The organism is Actinomyces oricola (genome assembly GCF_004104015.1).
Taxonomy (GTDB): domain Bacteria; phylum Actinomycetota; class Actinomycetes; order Actinomycetales; family Actinomycetaceae; genus Actinomyces; species Actinomyces oricola.
In genome coordinates, this window is record NZ_RYFV01000001.1 from 277516 (window position 1) to 295415 (window position 17900).

Genomic DNA, 17900 nt, shown 5'->3' on the forward strand with positions numbered 1-17900 from the left:
CTCACAGGGGCACGTTGTCGTGCTTTTTGGGCGAGGTGGGTCGGGCGTCGTTCTTGGCTCTTAGGGCGGCCAGGGAGTCGACAATGACGGCGCGCGTGTCCTCAGGGGCGATGACGGCGTCAATCTCACCAATGGCCACGGCCTTGTCGGGGTTAATGACCGCGTCGGTGTATTGCGCCACAAGGCGCTCCTGCTCGGCTGCGGCGGCCTGGTCGCCCTGCTCGTCGCGGACCCTCTTCAGGTCGCGGCGGTGGATGATGCCCACGGCCCCGGCAGCCCCCAGGACCGCGATCTCGGCGCCGGGCCAGCAGAAGTTGAGGTCGGCGCCAATGGCCTTGGAGCCCATGACAATGTAGGCGCCCCCGTAGGCCTTGCGCAGGATGACAGTCACCAACGGCACGGTGGCGGTGGCGTAGGCGTTAATGACCTTCGCGCCGCGGCGAATGATGCCGGCGTGCTCCTGCTCGGCGCCGGGACGGTAGCCGGGCACGTCCACGAAGGTGACCACCGGCAGGCCGAAGGCGTCGCAGAAGCGCACGAAGCGGGCCAGCTTCTCCGAGGCGTCCACGTCCAGAGTGCCGGCATCCACCAGGGGCTGGTTGGCGACCACGCCCACCGGGCGGCCCTCGAAGCAGGCGAAACCCACCACCACGTTGGTGGCGAACTCTTCCTGGACCTGGACGAGCTCACCGTGGTCGACCAAGGATGAGACGACCTCGACGACGTCGTAGGCCTGACGGGTAGAGGCCGGCACCAACGCGCCCACCGAGGCGGCCGTCGCCTCATCGTCAGCACGGTCGCTCTCGTCGTAGTCGTAGCAGGGGGCGTCGAGTTCGGCGGAGGAGGGCAGGTAGGCGAGCAGGGTGCGCACCTGCCCCAGGGCGTCGTCCTCGTCCTCAGCCACATAGTGCACCACCCCGGAGACCGAGCCGTGGATCCGGGCCCCGCCCAGGTCCTCAGCGCTGATCTGCTCGCCGGTGACGGCGCGCACCACGTCGGGGCCGGTGACGAACATGTGGGAGGCCTCGCGGGTGGCGATGACGAAGTCAGTCAGGGCCGGGGAGTAGACGGCTCCCCCCGCGCAGGGGCCCAGGATGACGCTGATCTGCGGGACCAGGCCCGAGGCGGCGCAGGTGCGGTTGAAGATGCGCCCGTACTGGCGCAGCGCCCCCACGCCCTCCTGGATCTTGGCGCCGCCGGAGTCAATGAGGCCGACCACCGGGATCCGCAGGCGCAGGGCGTCATCGAGAAGACGGACGATCTTGTCCCCCTCCACCGAGCCCAGGGCGCCGCCGGAAACAGAGAAATCCTGGGAGTAGACGGCCACCTGGCGGCCGTCAATCTGGCCGAAACCGGTCACCACGCCCGAGGGGCGGGCCTTGTCCCCGGCCCCGGACCCGGTGTAACGGCCGATCTCCAGGAAGGTGCCGTCGTCGAGCAGGGAGTCGATGCGCTCGCGGGCGGTGGCCTTGCCCTTGGGGTGCTGGCGCTGGGCGGCCCGGGCCTCGGCCTCGGCGTCGACGCGGGCGATGCGCTCACGGAAGGCAGTGGTTGCGGTCGAGTCCGCCATCGTGCCGGCAGTGTTGGCAGTGCCGGCAGTGCTGGCAGTGCCGGCGCCGCCGGCCTCCGGCGCGGTGTTCTCGGGGGTGGCGTGGGTGGTCACGGCTCAGGCCTCCTGGGTGTGAGTGTCGTCGGCCATGCGGACCAGGACCTCTCCAGCGGAGACGGTGCGTCCGGCCACGACGGGGATGTCCGCCACGGTGCCGTCATAAGGGGCGTGAACGTAGTTCTCCATCTTCATGGATTCCAGGACGATGAGGAGGTCGCCCTCGCCCACGCGCTGGCCCTTCTCCACGCAGATGCGGGTGACAATGGCCTGCATGGGGGCGGCGATGGCGCCGTTCTCCCCGGGGGCCGCCTCGGCGGCGCCGCTGCGGCCCCCGGGCCGGGCGGCGGCCCGCCCGCGCAGGGGCTGCATGCGCCGCACGTGCCTTGAGGGGGTCACGCGCGGTCCCCGCCCGCCCAGAATGCCGTCGGGCAGGGTCAGTTGCAGGCGTCGGCCGTTGACTTCAATGATGTAGGTGGAGCGGGTGCGCAGGCTGACCTCCTCGACGGCCTGGGCGCCCGGGGCCGCCGCGCAGGCCGCCGAATCGGTCAACTCGGGCAGGACGCGGTCCTCGAGCCACCGAGTGGTCACGCCCAGCTGCCCGTCCCGGGTGGGGCCGGTGAACTCGGGGCGGCCCAGGACGTGCTCGTGCAGGGCGGTGCACACGGTGACGCCCTCGACAATGGTTTCGCTCAAGGCGCGCCGTGCCCTGGCAATGGCCTGCTGGCGCGAGTCGCCGGTGACGACGATCTTGGCGAGCATGGGGTCGAACATGGGGGTGACGACGTCTCCTTCAACCACCCCTGACTCCATGCGGATACCGGGGCCGGAGGGCCAGCGCAGGCGGGTGATGGCGCCGGTGGAGGGGGACAGGCGGCGGGCGGGGTCCTCGCAGGTAATGCGCAGTTCCAGACTGTGCCCGCGGGGGGCGGGGACGTGGCCGAGGTGCCCGCCCTCAGCAATGCGCAGCTGGATTTGGACCAGGTCGGTGCCGGTGACTTCCTCGCTGACGCAATGCTCGACCTGCAGGCGGGGGTTGACCTCGAGGAACCACAGGTCGCCGGCGGGGGTGAGCAGGAACTCGCAGGTAGCCACCCCGACGTAGTCGACGGCCTCCAGCAGGCGGCGAGAGGACTCCACGAGCTGCTCGTCAATGCCCTGGGGCAGGAACGGGGCGGGGGCCTCCTCCAGGAGCTTCTGGTTGCGGCGCTGGAGGGTGCAGTCGCGGGTGGAGATCACAGCGAAGGCGCCGTGGCGGTCGCGGGCGCACTGGGTCTCGACGTGGCGAGCCGCGGTAATGAACCTCTCCAGGATGAGGGTGCCGCCGCCTGCCGTGGCGGAATCGAAGGCGGGGGTGGTGCGCGCCTCCTCCTGGCAGCCCACAACAGTGATGCCGCGGCCGCCTCCCCCGTCGGTGCGCTTGAGGGCTACGGGATAGCCGTAGCGGGCCGCGAAGTCGATAACAGTCTGGACGTCGGTGACTGGATCGGTGACGCCCGGGACCGGGGCGACACCGGCGCGCTCGGCGGTGGCCCGCGCGCTCATCTTGTCCCCCAAGGCGTCCATGGCCTGCGGCGAAGGGCCGATCCAGGTCATGCCGGCTTCAATGACCGCTCGGGCGAAGTCGGCATTCTCGGCGAGGAAGCCGTAGCCGGGGTGGATGGCGTCGGCGCTGGTGGAGCGGGCCAAGTCCAAGATGGCCTCGGCGTCGGTGTAACCCGAGCCCTCTGGGAGGGCGTGGGCCTCGTCAGCGAGCTCGGCGGCCGGGCTCATGAGGTCCTCGGGGGTGTACGGCAGGATCGAGGTCGCGCCGAGGTCTCGGACGGTGCGCAGGACACGCAGCGCGATCTCACCGCGATTGGCGATGAGGATGCGGTTGAGGGTCACCAATGGCTCCTTGCCGGTGTGTCGGATCGAGGGACCGCATCGCGCTCCGTGGTTTCCTCCACCTCAGTGCGCTGCGCCGCCCCTCTTGTGCGAAGGACTTGCCGGTGCTGGCAGCCGGAACTCCCAGCGGACGGGCTCCGCCCTTCTCTACAAGGAGGCGTGGGCCGAACCAGCCAATGACCACGCTACGGTGCCCGGTTCACCACAGCATATTGTGGATTCCTCATAACTCTACGAGATCGCATTGAAAATGCGGGATGCTCGAACGCGAATCCAGCGGTACCGCCCCATTAAGGAGACGCATTGCACACGGTGCCGCGTTTCGTGACACCCACCAAATACACCTGTGTTGTGAAACTGCCGGAGTGCTGCCCCGCCGCACCGCGGGCGGCCTCGTCCTCTTTGTCCTCTTTCTCCGCGCCTTTTGCCGCGGCCGCCACTGGGGCGGCCGCGGGCCCGTCAGTGGCTGTGGGCCGCGGCCAGGGCGCGCAGTCGGCTCAGGGAGGCCGCCGCGTCGTCGGCCCGGTAGACCGCGGATCCGGCAACGAACACGTCCGCCCCGGCCTCGGCGGCGCGTTCAATGGTCCGGGTGGTGACCCCGCCATCGACCTGGATGCGCAACTCCAGGCCCCGGGCGCCCACCATGGCCCGGGCCCGCTCAATCTTGGACAGCATGGCCTCAATAAAGGGCTGCCCCCCGAAGCCGGGTTCGACCGTCATGAGGAGGAGGAGGTCCAGTTCGCCCAGGACGTGCTCGACGGCCTCCAGGGGAGTGGCCGGGCGCAGCGCCATCCCCACCCCGGCGCCCAGGCGCCGCAGCTCACGGGCCAGTCGGATGGGGGCGGTGCTCGCCTCCAGGTGGGGGGTGACAATGGCGCACCCGGCCTCGGCGTAGACCGGCGCCCAGCGGTCAGCGTTATCGATCATGAGGTGGGCATCCACGGCCAGGGAAGTGTTGGCCAGAACCGCCTCGACGAGAGACGGGCCCCCGAAGAGGTTGGGCACGAAATGGTTGTCCATAATGTCCACGTGCAGGCCGTCGGCGGAGGCGACGCGCTTGAGTTCATCAGCTAAATGGGCCTGGTCCGCATTGAGGATCGAGGGGTGGATGGCGGGGGAGGTCATCGGTTGTCCTTGGGTTGTCCTTGCCGTGCAGTGGGAAGGTCGGCGGTTGGGGTGCGGTGAGTTCAGGATGTGCGCCGCAGCAGGGCGCAGAACATGGCGTCGGTGCCGTCCAGGTGCGGCCAGAGCTGGAGCATCTCCTGGTCCGCCCCCACCGGGGGCAGGGGCGCAATGCGGGTCGCGGCCTGCCCGGCGTGGAGCACCTCGGTTCTCTGACCCTGGCGGTTCAGGCGCCCGACGACGTCGCGCACCACCAGACTGGTCTCCAGCACATGGGGGGAACAGGTTGTGTAGGCGACCACTCCCCCACGGCGCACTGCCTTGAGGGCGCTGGTGAGCAGCTCGCGCTGAAGGGCGGCCAGCTCGGTGACGTCACGGGGCTCCCTGCGCCACCGGGCCTCGGGGCGGCGTCGTAGAGAGCCCAGCCCGGTGCAGGGCGCATCCACCAGGACGCGGTCGTAGTTGCCGGGCTCGAGGGCGCCGATGTCGCGCCCGTCAGCGCAGCGAATCTCAATGCTGTCCTCGGGCAGGGCGCGTACGGAGGCGCTGACGAGGCGAGCGCGGTGCGGGGCGATCTCATTGGCCACCAGGCGGGCTCCGCGCTGGGCGGCGCGCGCGCCCAGGAGCGCCGCCTTCCCGCCGGGGCCGGCGCACATGTCGAGCCAGCGCTCGTCATGGCCCGGCACGGGCGCCTCCGAGAGCATGAGGGCCACAAGTTGGCTGCCCTCGTCCTCGACGCCGGCGCGCGAATCGCGCACTGAGCGGATACGGCCCGGGTCGCCCCCGGGCAGAATCAGGGCGTAGGGGCTGACATCGCCGGGGCGCGGGCTCTGACGGCAGGCCGCGGTGGCCTCCTTGGCAAGTTGGGCCGGGGTGATGAGGCCGGGGCGGGCGCAGAGCACCACTTGGGGGTCGGTGTTGTCGGCCGCCAGGAGGGCGGCGAGTTCACTGGCGTCGCGGCCGTTCTTTATGAGCGCCTGGCGCATGGCCTTGACAATCCACAGTGGGTGCGACTCGGTGACGGCCAGGGCGGTGCTCTCGTCGGGGGCGTCCAAGCGCAGGAGTGCTAGCCACTCCTCCAGGTCCTTGGCCGCCACTTGCCGCAGGACGGCGTTGACGAAGGTGGCGGCGCCGCGGCCGGCAGCATGGGCGGCCAGGTCGACGCTGGCCGACACGGCCGCGTGGCTGGGCACGCGCATGCCCAGCAGTTGGTGAGCCCCCAGGCGCAGCACGTCCAGGACCACGGCGTCAACTCGTTCCAGGGGCCTGTCCACGCACTGGGAGACAATGGCGTCATAGCGGCCCCGGAGCCTGAGCGTGCCGTAGGTCAGGGCGGTGGCGAAACCGGCGTCGCGGCGATCGAGCCCGGCGGCGTCGAGCATGGGGGGCAGCACCAGGTTGGCGAAGGCGTCATCGGTGCGGACCTTGGTCAGGGCCTCCAGGGCGGTCAAGCGCGCCCGGTCCGGGGTGCGGGACCTGCCGGGGGCGCCCCCGGCGGGTCGGGGGCGCCGGGGGCTGCCCGCGCCCCGGTCGCCCTTGCCGTGCCCCCGCGCGTAGCCGTGCCCGCGTGCGTCCCGTGTCATTGGTGCGCCACCTCCTGGGTGGGGGCAGGCGCGCCGAGCACGGTGCCGGGGGCGGGCCGGGCGCCGCGGGCCCAGGCGTCGGCGGCCATCCAGTTCTTGCCCGCCGGGGCGACCCGGCCCAGGCGCAGGGCGTAGGATCCGGTGCCCACCAGCACCTCGCGCTTGCCGACGCGCACCTGGCCGGGCGCCAAGTCGGTGACCTCCGGGGCTGTGGTGACGGGCCCCAGGCGCAGGCGCAGCCCCTGGTAGGTGGTGTGGGCGCCGGGGGCGGGGGTTACGCCGCGCACGCGCCGGTCAATGGCCGGAGCTGGATCGCTCCAGGTCACCAGGCCGTCGACCGCGGTGAGCATGGGGGCGAGTGTGGCCGCGGCATCGTCCTGCGGTTCGGGGATGACGGCACCGGCGGCTACGGCGTGCAGGACGTCCAGGATGAGAGGGGCCCCGGCGTCGGCGAGCCGGCCCAGCAGGTCGCCGCTGGTGTCTGTGGGGCGCACGGCCTCGGTCAGGCGCCCGTAGACGGGGCCGGTGTCCAGACCCTCCTCGAGGCGGAAGACGGTGGCGCCGGTGACCTCGTCCCCGGCGATGAGGGCCCGTTGGACGGGGGCGGCACCGCGCCAGGCGGGCAGGAGGGAGAAATGCAGGTTGAGCCAGCCGTGGGTGGGGGCGTCCAGGAGCTCTGGGGGGACGAGGCGGCCGTAGGCGACGACGACGGCCACCTCGGCGGCCAGGGAACGCACCCACTCCTGGGTGTCCTGGTCGCGCAGGGTGGAGGGGGTGCGCACCTCGAGCCCGGCCCCGCGGGCCAGGGCGGCCACCGGTGAGGGGCGGAGGGTGCGGCCGCGCCCCTTGCGGGCGTCCGCACGGGTCAGAACACCGACGACCTCGTGCTCCGTGGAGTCCATGAGGGCGTGGAGCACGGGTAGGGCGGCCTCGGGGGTTCCGGCGAAGAGCACGCGCATGGCCTCAGTGTAGGTGCGCGGCGGGGTCCTGCCCTCGTGCGCTGCCCTCCGCCCCGCCGTGTCGTCCCGCCGGCCGGGCTCTAGGCGTGGGGCAGCAGGCCCAGCGCCACCAGGTCGCAGCGCAGGCGCCCGGCCCCGGTGAAATGCAGCCCGGTGATCCCCACCTGCTGTGCGCCGGCGATATTCGCCTCCGAGTCGTCAATGAACACGGCCCGGGCCGGGTCGACGTCGTAGCGCTCCAGCAGGATGCGGTACAGGGCCGGGTCGGGCTTGGTGAGGTGCTCGGCCCCTGAGACGACAATGCCGTCGAAGAGCTCCAGGACCGGGGCCAGGGGTATGGCGTCGGGGAAGACCGTGTGGTCGAAGTTCGTCAGCCCCAGGAGGCGGATGCCCTGCTCGTGGAGTTCGGTGAGGACCCGTGCCACACCGGGGACGGGGCCGGTCAACGAGTAAAGGTCCCGGCTGCGGTACAGGCGCAGCGCGGCCGCCCAGTCGGGGCGCTCGGGGTGGGTTCTCTCAAGGTCGGCCACAATGTCCTCGAAGGGCTCGCCGGCGTCAGAACGGGAGTTGAGGGCGTAGAAGCCGGCCCCGGTGACGAACTCCTCCCACTGCTCGACGCTCAGGTGCCCGGCGACGGCCGCCAAGGGCTCCCAGGCCACCAGAACATTGCCGTAGTCGACGATCGCGGTGTCGTAGGCGACGGTGCTCATGGGCTCATCATGCCTTGCACGGGCGGCGATGGGCTCACCACAGCACAGTCGGGTCAAGTTCGATGCGCACCTGCTCCTCGCGCCGCACTGAGCGCTCCCGCAGGCGCAGGCGCAGCATGGCCGCCAGCTCGCGGCCCCGGGCCAGGGGGGCGCGCACCAGGGCCCGATCCATGGTTTGGGCCCCAGCGCCCTGACCTTCAGGGCCCGGCACGACTGGGGCCGGAACCGGGCCCAGGGTCTCGAAGCCGGCCCGGCGGGCCTCCTCCAGGGCGGACTCCACCGCCTGACTGGCGCCGTCGAGGCGGGCTGTGCGCCATGCCGGCGGCAGGTGCAGTTCGGCCCGCTCGGCGAGCTGTCGGCGGGCGAAGCCGGGATGGTCCCAGCGCACCAGCGCCTGGGCGGCGACCGGTTCGGCTCCTCCCAGAACCATGACTCGCGCCGAGTGGCGGGCCAGGGCCGCAGCATTGGTCCATAGGCGCAGCGCCTCACTGGAGGCCCCCAACTCCGGGCGGGTGGACAGGGCCGAGGCGTCCACAATGAGGACGGCCCGGTACCCGCCCTCCGCATGCGGCTCCGCCCCGGGGGTCGCCACCACTAGGCGCGGCGAGTCGTCGACGGTGGCGACCACGCCGTGGTCCGCCCTGGCGCCGGAGACCACCACGGGTACGCCCGGGAAGGCCCGCCCCAGTTCCTCTCCCGTGCGGACGGCGCCCACACTGGCCATGCGCAGCGAGGTGGCCCCGCATTCCGGGCAACTCCAGGCGGCCACACCACGGGCGCACCAGCGGCAGGAGATGCCCCCCGACCGCCCCAGGGACAGGGGCCCCCCGCAGGTCTGACAGCGGGCGGCGGTGCGGCAGCGGGCGCAGGCCAGGACTGGGGCGTAACCGCTGCGCGGGACCTGGATGAGCACCGGGCCCGCGGCCAGGGCGCGGCGCACCATTCGATAGGCGAGGGAGGGGATGCGCGCCGCCCCGGAAGCCCCTTCAGCCTCCAGTTCGGGGGCGCCGGGAACCTCCACGCGGGGGGCGGCGGCCCGCAATACCGGACGCGGGGCACGTAACTCGCGCGCCCAGCCCTGCTCCACATAGGCCTGGGCCTCGACGCTGCGGGAGTAGCCGGCCACTAAGAGGGCGCAGCCCTCCAAGCCGCTGCGCAACGCCAGGACGGTGCGGGCGTGGACGTAGGGGGCGTGGCGCTCGTCGAGGCGATTGTCGCCGTCGTCCCAGATGAGGGCCAGGCCCAGGTCCGCCACGGGGGCGAAGGCCGCTGAGCGGGTGCCCACCACCACCCGGCAGCGGCCCAGCAGTATGCGGGTGAAGACCCGGTAGCGGCGGGCGGGCCCGTGCTCGGCGCAGAGCACCCCCACGGGCTCGCCGGGCAGGGCCGACCTCAGCGCCTCGGCCACCTTCTCAGCGTGGCCGGTGGTGGCCACAACCACGAGCACGCCGCGGCCGCTGCTCAGGGCGGTGCGGGCGGCCGCTGCGAGCAGCCGGGTCCAGGGGCTGGTAACACCTGGGACGGCGGGCAGGGCGCACCAGGCGGCGCGGGGTGCTCCCCCACCGGCGAGCTCGCCCAGGAAGGCCGGCCCGCCGTCGTAGGCCTCCCAGCCCGGCGCCTCGGCGCGGGCCGTGCCGGTGCCCGGCGCCTCGGCGGCAGCCTCGGGAGCATCCCAGGTGGGCAGGGCCGGCCCCGGCGCCTCCCGCTCGGAGCGTTCGGTGCTGGCGTGGCGCGGCGGCACCGCCAGGCGGACGACGTCCGAGCGGGTGCCAGCGCAGCGCACGGCCACGGCCTCAACCAGGGCCATGGTGGCGGCGGTGAGCACCGGCAGGTCGGAGTGGACCCGCTGCACTGGCGCGAGGGGGCCCAGGTGCGTGGTGGTGCGGGCGCGCTCCCACACCCACCCGTGGGACTCCTGGGCCCCGAAGCGGACAGTGACCCGGGTGCCCACGGCGGCGGCCGCGTCGAGTTCGGGGGCGACCAGGTAGTCGAAGGTACGATCCAGGTGCGGGACGGGGGTCTCCAGCAACACCCGGGCCACGGGCTCGGCCACGCCGTGGCCCTCCACCTCGCGCTCGGCGGGTGCGGGCACGGCCAGTAGTGCGCCCTGCCCGGCAATGCCCTCACGCATGGGGCCCTCAGACGGCCTCGCGCAGGGCCTCGGCGCGCTGTGTGCCCTCCCAGGTGAACCCGGGACGGCCGAAGTGACCGTAGGCGCTGGTTGAGCGGTAGATGGGGCGCAACAGGTCCAGGTCTCGGATAATGGCGGCCGGGCGCAGGTCGAAGACCTCCTCAATGGCGGCGCGAATGCGCTGGGTGGCCACGGTGTGGGTGCCGAAGGTCTCCACGTACAGGCCCACCGGGTGGGCGGCCCCAATGGCGTAGGCGACCTGGACCTCGCAGCGCTGCGCCAGACCGGCGGCGACGACATTCTTGGCCACCCAGCGCATGGCGTAGGCCCCGGAGCGGTCCACTTTTGAGGGGTCCTTGCCGGAGAAGGCGCCCCCGCCGTGGCGGGCCATGCCGCCGTAGGTGTCCACAATGATCTTGCGGCCGGTCAGGCCGGCGTCCCCCGCGGGGCCGCCAATAATGAACTGCCCCGAGGGGTTAATGAGGTAGGTCGCATCCTTGGTGAGCAGTTCCACGCCCTGGGCCTGCGCCTCGTGCAGGACGGGGGTGATGACTTCCCGGGTGATGGCGTCGGTGAGCCAGGCGCGGGTGCGGTCCTCGTCGTGCTGGGTGGACAGGACAATGCCGGCCAAGCTCACGGGGCGGTCGCCGTCGTAGCCAATGGTCACCTGGGTCTTGCCGTCGGGGCGCAGGCCCTTCACGACGCCCTGCTTGCGCACGGCGGCCAGGCGCTCGGCCAGGCGGTGCGCCAGGTGGATGGGCAGGGGCATGAGGCTGGCGGTGTCGGTACAGGCGTAACCGAACATGAGGCCCTGGTCCCCGGCGCCCTGGAAGTCCAGGGGGTCGAGGTTTCCGGCATCCTGGCGCACCTCCAGGGCCTTGTCCACGCCGGCGGCAATGTCCGGGGACTGCTGGCCGATGGACACCGACACCCCGCAGGAGCGGCCGTCGAAGCAGACGTCGGAGGAGGTGTAGCCAATGTTCACAATCTCGGAGCGCACAATGTCGGGGATCTCCACATAGGCGCTGGTGGTCACCTCTCCGGCCACGTGGACCAGGCCCGTGGTCACCATGGTCTCGACTGCGACATGGGCCGCGGGGTCCTGGAGGAGGATGGCGTCGAGAATCGAGTCCGAGACGCGGTCGCACACCTTGTCGGGGTGGCCCTCGGTCACGGACTCAGAGGTGAAAAGGCGCAAAGAGGTCACTGCGCCATCCTACCCAGGGCCCCGGACGCGCCCAGGTGGCCTTCCCCACGGCCCGAGCCTACCCCTTTCAGGGCTGCGCGTCCCCGGGCCCCCGCCCATTGATTGGCCCCCGGCCCGGCGTCCTCCAGGCGCTGGGCGACAAGGTTGACGAGCAACTCGGCGACCTGCTCCTTAGTGCCCTGACCGCGGGCCACCTCCTGGCCGGCGGCGTCGAGCACGACCACGGCATTGGGCACGTCCCCAAAACCCAGGTGCTCCCCCACGGTGTTCACGGCCAGCAGGTGGGCGCCCTTTCGGCGGGCCTTGGCGGCCCCGTGGGCCAGGACGTCCCCGTCATCGTCCCCGGTCTCGGCGGCGAAACCGACCAGGAGCTGTCCGGGGCGGGGTGGGGCGGACACCAGCCCGGCCAACACATCGGGGTTCTCCACCAGGGTGATCGTGGGCGCCCTGCCCAATGGGGTCGCACCGTCGAGCCCGTGCTTCTTGAGCTTGGTCCCCGCCGGGCCGGCGGGGCGGAAGTCCGCGACGGCAGCGGCCATAATGACGGCGTCGGCGCTGGCCGCCGCGTCCCTGACCGCCTCCCCCAGCTCAATGGCGGTGCCCACGGGCACCACCGCGACGGCGGTGGGCAGGGATGCCAGGAGGCCGGCCTCGACATTGGCCGCCACCAGGGTCACCGCGCCGCCCTGGGCGGCGGCGGCAGCAGCAATGGCGCAGCCCTGGCGCCCCGAGGAGCGGTTGCCCAGGAAGCGGACCGGGTCAATGGGCTCGCGTGTGCCGCCGGCGCTGACCACCAGGTGGCGGCCGGCCAGACGGCCCGGTCGGAGGGGGGCGGCCCCTCGGTCGGTGAGCACGGCCAGCGCCTGGTCGACAATATGCTGCGGCTCGGGCAGGCGCCCCACGCCGGAGTCCTCGCCGGTCAGGGGCCCGCGGGCGGGGTTGATAATGACCAGGCCGCGGCGGCGCAAGGTGGCGACATTGTCCCGGGTGGCCGGGTTGTCCCACATCTGGGTGTGCATGGCCGGGGCCAGGACCACGGGGGCCGTGGTGGTCAAAATGGTCGCGGTGAGCAGATCGTCGGCTCTCCCGGCGGCGACGCGGGCCAGCAGGTCGGCGCTAGCAGGAGCCACGAGCACCAACTCGGCCCACTCGCCAATGGCGACGTGCTCGACGGCCGCCGGGTCGTCGAAGACCCCGGTGGACACCGGTGCGCCACTGACGGCCGCTAGGGCCGGCGCCCCAATGAAACGCAGTGCCGCCCGGGTTGGGACGGTCTTGATCTTGTGGCCTCCTCGCCGCAGCAGGCGGATGACGAAGGGGGCCTTGTAGGCGGCAATGGACCCGGCCACGCCCACCACAATGCGCCGCGGCCGATGCTCACCGGCTGCGGCGCGGGCGCTCATGGTCTGCGTGGGGGGTGGGTCCTGGCGCGGGGCGCTCAGAACTGAATGTCGTCCAGGCTGGTGGTGGTCTCCGTGGTGCCCGATTCAAGGGGGGCGTCCAGAGGGATGTCGGAGAACATGTCGGCCTCGGCGGCGCGGCGGGCCGCCTCGGCCTCGGCGCGGCGGGCGCGGGCAACGTCACCGGAGATGACCTGAAGTTTGTCGTCGGCGACCTCGCGCAGGGCGATGCTCAGGGGCTTCTCCTCCACGGCGGCCTCCACCAGGGGCCCGAAGAACTCGAACTGGTTGTCCTCGAGCTGCTGGGTGTAGGTGTTGATCTGGCGGGCGCGCTTGGCGGCCTCCACCACGAGCCCGTACTTCGACTCGACCTTCTCCAGGAGGTCGTCGATCGGCGGGTTGGTGATGCCCTCAGGCTGAGCAGAGGTTCCGAGCATGTGCTTCTCCCCGGGGTCGAACGGCGATGATGCGTCGCGATATTTTAGCCCTTCAGGCCCAGCAGGCCCTCAAGCTCGTCCGTGGCACGCGCCACGGTGTCATTAATAATGACGTGGTCGAACTCGTCAATGGCGTCCATCTCCATGCGCGCGGTGGCCAGGCGCCGCTCCTGCTCATGGGCGTCCTCCGTGCCGCGCCCTGTCAGCCTGGCCACCAGCTCCTCCCAGGAGGGTGGGGCCAGGAAGACCAGCTGGGCTTCGGGCATGGTCTGGTGGACCTGGCGGGCCCCGTCGAGGTCGATCTCCAGGAGGGCCGGACGGCCGGCGTCGAGCTGGTCCTGCACTGGCCTGCGGGGGGTGCCGTAGCGGTGGGCGCCGTGGACCAGAGCCCACTCCAGCATCTGGCCCTGGGCCACAAGAGCGTCGAATTCCTCGTCGGTGACGAAGTGGTAGTGGACGCCATTGATCTCGCCGGGGCGGGGCGAGCGGGTCGTGGCAGACACTGAGACGAATAGGTCGGGGTGGCGACGACGGAGCTCAGTGACAACAGTCCCCTTGCCCACGGCGGTGGGCCCGGCCAGGACCGTGAGTCGGGCGGGAGCGCTACTCATGGCCTCATCATGCCCTCTCATGAGGACCGCAGGGCCCGAGCCGCCTCGGCTGTGGCCGCCGCGGCCGCACGACGCAGGGCGGAAGCGCCCGGCCCGGCCGCCAGGACGCCGCGCGAGGTCGAGGCGAGCACATTGCGGCGCGCGGCCCCGAAGACGTCCCTGAGTTCGGCTGCGCCGGCCCCTTGGGCGCCGACACCAGGGGCCAGCAGCGGAGCATTGGCCCCGGCCAGGTCAATGCCCAGGTCCCGCACCGCCGAGCCCACGGTGGCTCCCACGACCAGGCCGACACTGCCCAGCGTGCCAGCGGCCCCGGCCGCCGCATTGGCGGCCCCGGCCGCCTCGACCACGGCGGCGGCCACCGCCCGTCCCCCCGCCGCCCGGGCGTGCTGCACGCCGGCGCCCTCCGGGTTGGAGGTGAGGGCCAGCACGAAGACGCCGCGTCCGGTCGCCTGGGCCAGTTCAAGGGCCGGGGCGAGGGAGCCGTAGCCCAGGTAGGGGGACGCGGTCATGGCGTCGGCGGCCAGAGGGGCGCCGTCGGCCAGGTAGGCCTGGGCGTAGCCGCCCATGGTTGAGCCAATGTCCCCGCGCTTGACGTCCAGGATGACCAGGGTGCCGGTCTGCCGCGCCGCGGCCAGGGTCTGCTCCAGTACAGCGACGCCCGCTGAGCCGTGGCGCTCGAAGAACGCCGACTGGGGCTTGACGGCGGCCACGCGCCCGCCCACGGCCTCCACGGTGCGCAGGGCGAAGTCCCGCAGGCCCTGGGGCGTGTCGGGCAGGCCCCAGGAATCCAGGAGGCGCGCATGCGGGTCAATGCCCACGCATAAGGGCCCCGCATTGTCCATGGCGGCGCGCAGGCGCTCCCCGAAGGGATGTTGAGTCGGCGTGCCCGCGGTGCTCACAGGTACTCCTTAATAGTGTTTTATTGATATTCAATGGCGTTGGCCCGGCGGCGGGCGCGGTCGGCGTCGCGCTCCTGGAGGCTACGGGCCTTGAAGGGGCCGCGCAGCTGGGCCTCCAGGGCCTGGACGGCTGCCTGGAGCTCCTGGACGGTGGTGATAATGGGCTTGTCGGCGCTCGTGGTGGCCGCGCGAATGGAGTATCCGTCCGCGCGGGCGCCCTGACCCTTGGGGGTGTTGACCACCATGTCGACGGCCCCGGACTCAATGAGGCCCACAATCGTCTGCTCACCGTCTTCCCCGGCGCCCTCGGAGAGCTTGCGCACCGGCACCGAGGGGATGCCGTTGCGGCGCAGCACCTGAGCGGTGCCGGTGGTGGCCAAAATGGTGAAACCGAGTTCGGCCAGGCGCGCCACCGGCAGGATGATGGCCCGCTTGTCCCGGTCCGCCACCGACACGAAAAGGGTCCCCTCACTGGGCAGGCCCCCGTAGGCGGCGGCCTGGCTCTTGGCGAAAGCCCGCGGGAAGTCGACGTCGTAGCCCATGACCTCACCGGTCGAGCGCATCTCCGGGCCCAAGACGGTGTCCACGCCGCGGCCGGTGGGGGTGCGGAAGCGTTTAAAGGGCAGGACCGCCTCCTTCACGGCGATCGGGTCAAGAGGGTCGGAGACGGCGGCGTCACTGTGAGGCAAGTAGCCGGCCTCCCGCAGCTCGGCGATGGAGGAGCCGGCCATGAGCAGGGCGGCCGCCTTGGCCAGCTGAGTGCCGGTGGCCTTGGACACGAAGGGGACGGTGCGGCTGGCACGCGGGTTGGCCTCAATGACGTAGAGGGTGTCGCTCATGAGGGCGAACTGGATATTGATCAGGCCCCGCACCCCCACGCCGGCGGCAATAGCCTGGGTGGAGCGGTGGATCCGGGCGATCTCGGCATCGGAGAGCGTCATGGGGGGAAGCACGCAGGCGGAGTCCCCCGAGTGAATACCGGCCTCCTCAATGTGCTCCATAACGCCGCCCAGGAACAGCTCAGTGCCGTCGTAGAGGGCGTCGACGTCGATCTCAATGGCGTCGTCGAGGAACCGGTCGATGAGCAGGGGCCCGCCGGCGTAGGCGCCGCCCGGCTCGGCCCCGACGCGGCGCAGATAATCCTCCAGGCCCGCGCGCTCGTAGACGATCTCCATGCCGCGCCCGCCCAGCACGTAGGAGGGGCGCACCAGCACGGGGAAACCGATCCGCTCGGCCACCGCCAGGGCCTGCTCGTCGCTCAGGGCCGTGCCATGGGCCGGCGCGGGCAGGCCCGCGCGCTCCAAGACGACGCCGAAAACCTCCCGGTCCTCCGCGGCGTCAATGGCCCGCGGACTGGTGCCCAGGATGGGGACACCGGCGGCCTCCAGGCGGGCCGCCAGGGACAGGGGCGTCTGCCCGCCGAGCTGGACCACTACGCCGGCCACGGGGCCGGCGGCCTTCTCCGCCTCGTAGACCTCCATGACGTCCTCGAAGGTGAGCGGCTCGAAGTAGAGCCTGTCGGAGATGTCGTAGTCGGTGGAGACGGTCTCAGGGTTGCAGTTGACCATGACGGTCTCGTAGCGCTCGGCCAGGGCCATGGTGGCGTGCACGCAGGAGTAATCGAACTCAATGCCCTGGCCAATGCGGTTGGGGCCGGACCCCAGAATGAGGACGGCCTCCCGCCGCCGGGGCGCCACCTCAGTTTCAGTGTCGTAGGAGGAGTAGAGGTAGGGGGTGCGGGCGGCGAACTCGGCGGCGCAGGTGTCCACCGTCTTGTAGACCGGCCGCAGGCCGAAGGCGTGGCGCACCTCGCGCACGGTGTCCTCGCTCACGCCCCGCAGGGCGGCGATCTGGGCGTCGGAGAAGCCGTGGCGTTTGGCGTGGGCCAGGACCTGGGCGGTCAGTGCCGGGGACCGCCTCACCTCGTGGGCGACCTCCTCCAGCAGCAGCATCTGGTCCAGGAACCAGGGGTCGATCCTGGTGGCCTCGTAGAGCTGGTCAATAGTGGCCCCGCCGCGCAGGGCCTGCTGGACGTCCAGGAGCCGGTGCTCAGTGGGGGTGCGCACGCCGGCCAGCAGTGCCGCGGTCTGCGCCGGCGTGGGGGCCGGCCCCTCCCAGTGGAAGCAGGTGCCCTTCTTGTCGATGGAGCGCATGGCCTTATTCAGCGCCTCGGTGAAGCAGCGCCCAATGGCCATGGCCTCGCCCACGGATTTCATGGTGGTGGTCAAGGCGGGGTCGGCGCCGCGGAACTTCTCGAAGGCGAAGCGCGGGACCTTGACCACCACGTAGTCCAGGGTCGGCTCAAAGGAGGCCGGCGTGGAGCCGGTAATATCGTTGGGGATCTCATCGAGGGTGTAGCCCACGGCCAGGCGCGCCGCAATCTTGGCGATCGGGAAGCCGGTGGCCTTGGAGGCCAGGGCGGAGGAGCGCGAGACGCGGGGATTCATCTCAATGACCACGACCCGCCCAGTGGCCGGGTCCACGGCGAACTGGATATTACAGCCGCCGGTGTCCACGCCGACCTCGCGGATAATGGCGATGCCAATGTCGCGCAGGCGCTGGAGTTCGCGGTCGGTCAAGGTCAGGGCGGGGGCGACGGTCACCGAGTCCCCGGTGTGCACGCCCACGGGGTCAACGTTCTCAATGGAGCACACAACGACGACGTTGTCCGCCTTGTCGCGCATGAGCTCCAGCTCGTACTCCTTCCACCCCAGGATGGACTCCTCCAGGAGCACCTCGGTGGTGCGCGAAGCGGCCAGCCCGGCCCCGGCAATGCGCTCGAGGTCCTTGGGGCCGAAGGCGATGCCGCTGCCCAGCCCGCCCATGGTGAAGGAGGGGCGCACCACCACGGGGTAGCCGCCGAGCTCCTCGACACCGGCATGGCACTGGTCCATGGTGTGGGCAATGACGCTGCGGGCGACCTCGGCGCCGCAGCGCTCGACCACCTGCTTGAACTCGTCGCGATCCTCCCCGGCATTAATGGCCTGGGCACTGGCACCAATGAGTTCGACGCCATACCGGTCGAGGACCCCCTCCTCGACCAGGCTCATGGCCGCATTGAGCGCGGTCTGCCCGCCCAGAGTGGGCAAGAGGGCGTCAGGGCGCTCCCGGGCGATAATGGAGGACAGAACCTCGGTGGTAATGGGCTCAACATAGGTGGCGTCGGCCAAATCCGGGTCGGTCATAATGGTGGCCGGGTTGGAGTTGAGCAGGATCACCCGGATGCCCTCACCGCGCAGGACGCGGCAGGCCTGGGTGCCGGAGTAGTCGAACTCGCAGGCCTGGCCAATGACAATGGGCCCTGAGCCTATGACCAGCACCGACTCAATGTTTGAGCGCAGGGGCATG

The 17900-nt window shown here is 71.5% G+C and carries 13 protein-coding genes; all 13 read right to left on the reverse strand.

What is annotated here, in order from left to right; all coding sequences use genetic code 11:
• Window position 1: 1 nt before the first annotated feature.
• Window positions 2–1570, reverse strand: a complete 1569-nt coding sequence (locus EUC46_RS01180; protein ID WP_128772429.1) for an acyl-CoA carboxylase subunit beta — start codon at window positions 1568–1570, stop codon at window positions 2–4.
• 96 nt (window positions 1571–1666) lie between these two features.
• The gene (locus EUC46_RS01185; RefSeq protein WP_128772345.1) at window positions 1667–3493 is read right to left on the reverse strand and encodes an acetyl/propionyl/methylcrotonyl-CoA carboxylase subunit alpha; all 1827 of its coding nucleotides are present in this window, start codon (window positions 3491–3493) and stop codon (window positions 1667–1669) included.
• 459 nt (window positions 3494–3952) lie between these two features.
• Window positions 3953–4618 carry a ribulose-phosphate 3-epimerase gene (gene rpe / locus EUC46_RS01190; protein WP_128772346.1) on the reverse strand — a complete coding sequence of 222 codons (666 nt, stop codon included), beginning with the start codon at window positions 4616–4618 and terminating at the stop codon, window positions 3953–3955.
• Between the two features lie 62 nt (window positions 4619–4680).
• Window positions 4681–6198: an RsmB/NOP family class I SAM-dependent RNA methyltransferase gene (locus tag EUC46_RS01195; protein ID WP_128772347.1), complete on the reverse strand. Its 1518-nt coding sequence runs from the start codon at window positions 6196–6198 to the stop codon at window positions 4681–4683.
• Window positions 6195–7157: a methionyl-tRNA formyltransferase gene (gene fmt, locus EUC46_RS01200; RefSeq protein ID WP_128772348.1), complete on the reverse strand. Its 963-nt coding sequence runs from the start codon at window positions 7155–7157 to the stop codon at window positions 6195–6197. Before fmt ends, EUC46_RS01195 begins: the two co-directional genes overlap by 4 nt.
• Before the next feature lie 80 nt (window positions 7158–7237).
• The gene (locus EUC46_RS01205; protein ID WP_128772349.1) at window positions 7238–7867 is read right to left on the reverse strand and encodes an HAD family hydrolase; all 630 of its coding nucleotides are present in this window, start codon (window positions 7865–7867) and stop codon (window positions 7238–7240) included.
• A 34-nt stretch (window positions 7868–7901) separates the two neighbouring features.
• Complete coding sequence (locus tag EUC46_RS01210) at window positions 7902–9998, reverse strand: primosomal protein N' family DNA-binding protein (RefSeq protein ID WP_206645848.1); 2097 nt, start codon at window positions 9996–9998, stop codon at window positions 7902–7904.
• Window positions 9999–10005: 7 nt separating this feature from the next.
• On the reverse strand, window positions 10006–11196 hold the full coding sequence (metK, locus tag EUC46_RS01215) for a methionine adenosyltransferase (RefSeq protein WP_128772430.1): 1191 nt from the start codon (window positions 11194–11196) through the stop codon (window positions 10006–10008).
• 5 nt (window positions 11197–11201) lie between these two features.
• Window positions 11202–12608 carry a bifunctional phosphopantothenoylcysteine decarboxylase/phosphopantothenate--cysteine ligase CoaBC gene (coaBC, locus tag EUC46_RS01220; RefSeq protein WP_128772350.1) on the reverse strand — a complete coding sequence of 469 codons (1407 nt, stop codon included), beginning with the start codon at window positions 12606–12608 and terminating at the stop codon, window positions 11202–11204.
• A gap of 35 nt (window positions 12609–12643) precedes the next feature.
• Window positions 12644–13042: a DNA-directed RNA polymerase subunit omega gene (rpoZ, locus tag EUC46_RS01225; protein WP_128772351.1), complete on the reverse strand. Its 399-nt coding sequence runs from the start codon at window positions 13040–13042 to the stop codon at window positions 12644–12646.
• 44 nt (window positions 13043–13086) lie between these two features.
• Window positions 13087–13653, reverse strand: coding sequence for a guanylate kinase (gmk, locus tag EUC46_RS01230; protein WP_206645849.1), 567 nt, complete (start codon window positions 13651–13653; stop codon window positions 13087–13089).
• A 17-nt stretch (window positions 13654–13670) separates the two neighbouring features.
• Complete coding sequence (pyrF, locus tag EUC46_RS01235; protein ID WP_277750459.1) at window positions 13671–14552, reverse strand: orotidine-5'-phosphate decarboxylase; 882 nt, start codon at window positions 14550–14552, stop codon at window positions 13671–13673.
• A 20-nt stretch (window positions 14553–14572) separates the two neighbouring features.
• Window positions 14573–17899, reverse strand: a complete 3327-nt coding sequence (gene carB / locus EUC46_RS01240; protein ID WP_128772353.1) for a carbamoyl-phosphate synthase large subunit — start codon at window positions 17897–17899, stop codon at window positions 14573–14575.
• Window position 17900 lies beyond the last annotated feature (1 nt).